At 61.0% G+C, this 4,463-nt stretch carries 1 protein-coding gene; it reads left to right on the top strand.

Annotated features, from left to right (window positions below):
* Window positions 1–76: 76 nt before the first annotated feature.
* Window positions 77–4,463 (top strand): amino acid adenylation domain-containing protein (locus RWT78_RS28375; RefSeq protein WP_314682638.1); only part of this gene is annotated, 4,387 nt, incomplete at its 3' end.

Below are 4,463 nucleotides of genomic sequence, written 5' to 3'. Positions count from 1 at the left end.
GTGAACGCCTCCGGCCGAGCAGAACGCTGTGCTCGACCGGGGCGCACTTCACGAAAGTCAGTTGGAGGAAGTGTAGATGTCCGTCGGTATTCCGGGACCGCAGTCGCTGACGATCGAAGATCTGCCGAAGTTGGTGGCTGCAGTTGCGGCGGTAGATCCTGATCGTGTGGCTCTGAGCCACGGTGGAACCGAAATCAGCTACGGACGACTCAATGACGAGTTGGTCACTCTCGACACCGCGATGGGTGGGGCATTGGGGGCGGATGCCCTGGTTCCTGTTGTCGTTTCCACGGTGCTGCCAGAGCTGATCGGCAGCGAGGCCGACGGTCTCGGCGCGGTGGTCGACCGTCTCATCACCGACGGCACTTCGATCGTGGAGGTCGCGTCGGAGTCCGATGCACACGTGACCCTCGCAGGACTCTTCGACGAGCAGGTCGAGCGGACGCCGGATGCGCTCGCGCTGGATTACGCCGGAACGCAGCTCACTTACGCGCAGTTCGACGCGCGGGCGAACCGCCTGGCCCGTGAACTCGTCGCGGCAGGTGTCGGACCGGACAGCCTCGTCGGTCTCGCGATGCGTCGATCGATCGATCTCCTCGTCTCGATGTACGCGATCGTCAAGGCCGGCGGCGCGTACGTTCCACTCGACCCGGATCATCCTGCCGACCGTCTCGCTTACGTACTCGAAATCGCGAAGCCCACGGCTGTGCTCACACGAACGTCCGATGCCGTGGTGCTGCCGCACGGTACGCCCACGCTCGACGTCGACACCCTCGACTTGTCGGGTCGTGCCGAGACAACTGTCACCGACGCCGACCGGTTGGCGCCGCTGCGCGCGGACAACACTGCGTATGTCATCTTCACGTCCGGATCGACCGGACGCCCCAAAGGCGTTGCAGTCTCTCACCGTGCCATCGTCGCGAACCTGCAATGGCGTCAGACCGAGTACGGATTCACTGCCGACGACGTTATCTTGCAGAAGACACCCTTCACTTTCGATGTGTCCGTGTGGGAGTTCTTCTGGCCGCTGCAGGTCGGTGCATCGCTGGTGATCGCGGAACCCGACGGACATCGTGATCCGGTGTACGTGGCTCGCACGATGATCGAGCGCGGAGTGACGGCGGTGCACTTCGTGCCGTCGATGCTAGCCGTGTTCGTCGCCGAACCCCTTGTTGCGCAGGTCAAAACCCTTCGCTACGTGTTCGCTTCCGGTGAGGCGTTGCCGGCTCGAACGGCGGCACGTCTGCGCGAGGTCAGCAGCGCTGGACTCCACAACCTGTACGGCCCGACCGAAGCCGCCGTCGACGTGACTTATTACGAAACCGGCGAGCAGGATCAGGTGTCGGTGCCGATCGGTGCAGCAGTTGCGGATACCGAGCTCCTGGTGCTCGACGATGCGCTGCGGCCCTCGCCGTCGGGTGTAGCAGGAGAGCTCTATCTTGCCGGGAGTCAGCTGGCCAGGGGATACGTGTCGCGTCCCGATCTCACGGCAGACCGCTTCGTGGCGCGGCCCGGCGCTACTGACGGATCCCGGATGTACCGAACCGGAGACCTGGTGCGCTGGCGCGGTGCCGGAGCGAACCGTCAGCTCGAATACATCGGTCGCACCGACTTTCAGGTCAAGCTCCGCGGTCTGCGCATCGAGCTCGGTGAGATCGAGGCGGCACTGCTCGATTGCGAAGGTGTTTCCCAAGCCGTGGTGATCGTCCATTCGGACGAAACGATCGGTGACAACTTGGTGGCCTACATCGTCGCCGAGGGTATCGATTCTGAGAATCTGACGTCGTCGCTTGGCGAACGGCTACCCGACTACATGATCCCTGCCATGTTCGTCGAACTGGACGAGTTTCCGCTCAACGCCAGCGGCAAACTGGATCGAAAGGCTTTGCCCACACCCGAATTCGTGTCGAAGACGGTTGAGTACCGCGAGCCCGCGACACCCACCGAAGCCGGTGTGGTCGCGATCTTTGCCGATCTACTCGGGCAGGATCGGGTAGGGGCAGATGACGGCTTCTTCGAACTGGGCGGCAACTCGTTGCTCGCCACTCGCGTGGTTGCGCGGATCAATGCCGAACACGGCATCGCCATCGACATGCGCAACTTCTTCGACGCACCCACCGCCGCAGAACTTGCCGTCTTCATCGACGAAGCGAAAATCTCAGAAGACCGCAAGGCTCACGTTCCCCTGATCCCTCGCGAGCGCCCCGAGTTGGTTCCGCTGTCTTTGGCACAGCAGCGCATGTGGTTCCTCAATCGATTCGAACCAGAATCGGCAGTCGACCATATTCCGGTCGCGCTGCGGCTCAGCGGAGCGCTCGATGTCGATGCGTTGCAAGGCGCACTCGAGGATTTGATCGAGCGGCACGAGATCCTTCGGACTGTGTACCCGGAGGTCGACGGCGTCGGATATCAGCGCCTGGTCGACATTGCAGCCGTGGTACCGAACCTGACTCCCATACGGGTGGACGAGTCGGCGATCGTCGAGCGCGTGACCGACTTCGTGACTCCGGGATTCGACGTGACCACCGAGGTTCCGATTCGGGCGGCACTCTTCCAATTCGCCGCCGACGAATTCGTCCTCGTGTTCGTCGTCCATCACATCAGCGGTGACGGGTTCTCCATGGGACCGTTGACCAAGGACATCGTTTCGTCTTATGTGTCTCGGACACAGGGAATTTCGCACGATCTTGCTCCGCTGCCCGTACAGTTCGCCGACTTTGCACTGTGGCAGCGCGAGGTTCTCGGCAGTGAGGACGACCCGGATTCTCTGATCACTCGCCAGGTCGACTACTGGCGCCACGCGTTGGCCGGTATCCCCGATCAGCTCGATCTTCCGTCGGACCGCCCGCGCCCGCGCGTCGCGTCGAACCGGGGAGCCGGGCACACATTCACGATCGAGCCGGATCTCCACCAGGCTCTCAATCGAATTGCGCTCGACAACAACGCATCTCTGTTCATGGTGTTGCACAGTGCCGTGGCGATTCTGCTGGCGCGGTTGTCCGGGACTTCGGACATTGCGATCGGCACTCCGGTCGCCGGTCGAGGCGATCAAGCTCTCGATGACCTCATCGGGATGTTCGTCAATACGCTCGTGCTCCGCACAGATGTTGACGTCAACATGTCTTTCATCGACTTGATCGCCCGGGTTCGAGATATCGATCTCGATGGATTCGGTAACTCGGACGTTCCGTTCGAGCGGTTGGTGGAGGTGCTCAATCCCTCGCGATCGCAGTCGAGGAATCCGCTGTTTCAGGTGATGCTCTCTATGCAGAATCTTGGGCAGAGCACGCAAAGCAGCCTCGAGGTACCGGGATTGATCATCTCTGGGCTCGATGTCGATTCGGCGACAGCCAAATTCGACTTGCAGTTCACGATCTGGGAGTCCGACGCGACTGCTGCGTCAGGGGGCCTGAGCGTGGCACTCGTTTATGCGACGGATTTGTTTGACGAGGCATCGGTGAAATCTTTCGCCGGTCGGTTGACTGTGATTCTTGAAGCGATTGCAGCGGATGCCACGGTGGTGGTCGGTGATATCGATTTGCTCGATGCTGCCGAGCGTTCGGACGTTTTGGATTCTTGGATGGTTCCTGGTGTCGAGGTCGAGCCCGGCACGACGTTGGTTTCGATGTTCGACGCGAGGGTTGTGGGTGAGGCTTCGTCGACTGCCGTGGTGTTCGAGGGTCGCCGGTTGTCGTTCGGCGAGCTGGATGAGGCGGCAAATCGGTTGGCGCGCAAGCTGATCGAGTCGGGTGTTGGTCCGGAGTCGTTGGTGGCGGTTATCTTGCCGCGGTCGGTCGAGTTGGTTGTCACGTTGTTGGCTGTTGTGAAGGCCGGTGGTGGCTATCTTCCGATTGATCCGACGTATCCGGCAGAGCGAATCGCTTATACGTTGGGGGACGCGCGTCCTGTGTGCGTCGTCGCTGCAGGTGATGTCGTCGATGTCGAGGTGCCAGTTCTTGACGTGATGGCGTTGGACTTGGCGAATTACGACGGTTCGCCGGTGTCGGACGGTGATCGTCGTTCTGCGTTGCGTGCCGACGATATTGCCTACGTGATCTATACGTCCGGTTCGACTGGGAAGCCGAAGGGTGTGGCGGTCAGTCATCGGAATGTGGTGGAGTTGTTTGCGAATGCTCAGCCGCGGTTCGGTTTCGATGGTTCGGACGTGTGGACGTTGTTCCACAGTTACGCGTTTGATTTCTCGGTGTGGGAGTTGTGGGGCCCGCTGTTGTACGGCGGCACTGTTGTGGTGGTGGATTACCTGACTTCTCGCTCGCCGGAGCAGTTCCGTGAGTTGGTTGTGCGGGAGCGAGTGACAGTGCTCAATCAGACTCCTTCGGCGTTCTATCAGTTCGCCGAGGCGGATCGGATGGCTGGCGATTCGGCCGGTTCGTTGTCGTTGCGTCATGTGATCTTCGGCGGTGAGGCGCTGGATTTGTCTCAATTGGTGCGTTGGTATGACC

Source organism: uncultured Rhodococcus sp., assembly GCF_963525155.1.
Classification (GTDB): Bacteria; Actinomycetota; Actinomycetes; order Mycobacteriales; family Mycobacteriaceae; genus Rhodococcus_F; species Rhodococcus_F qingshengii.
This window is presented reverse-complemented; position numbering and strand designations above follow the sequence as displayed.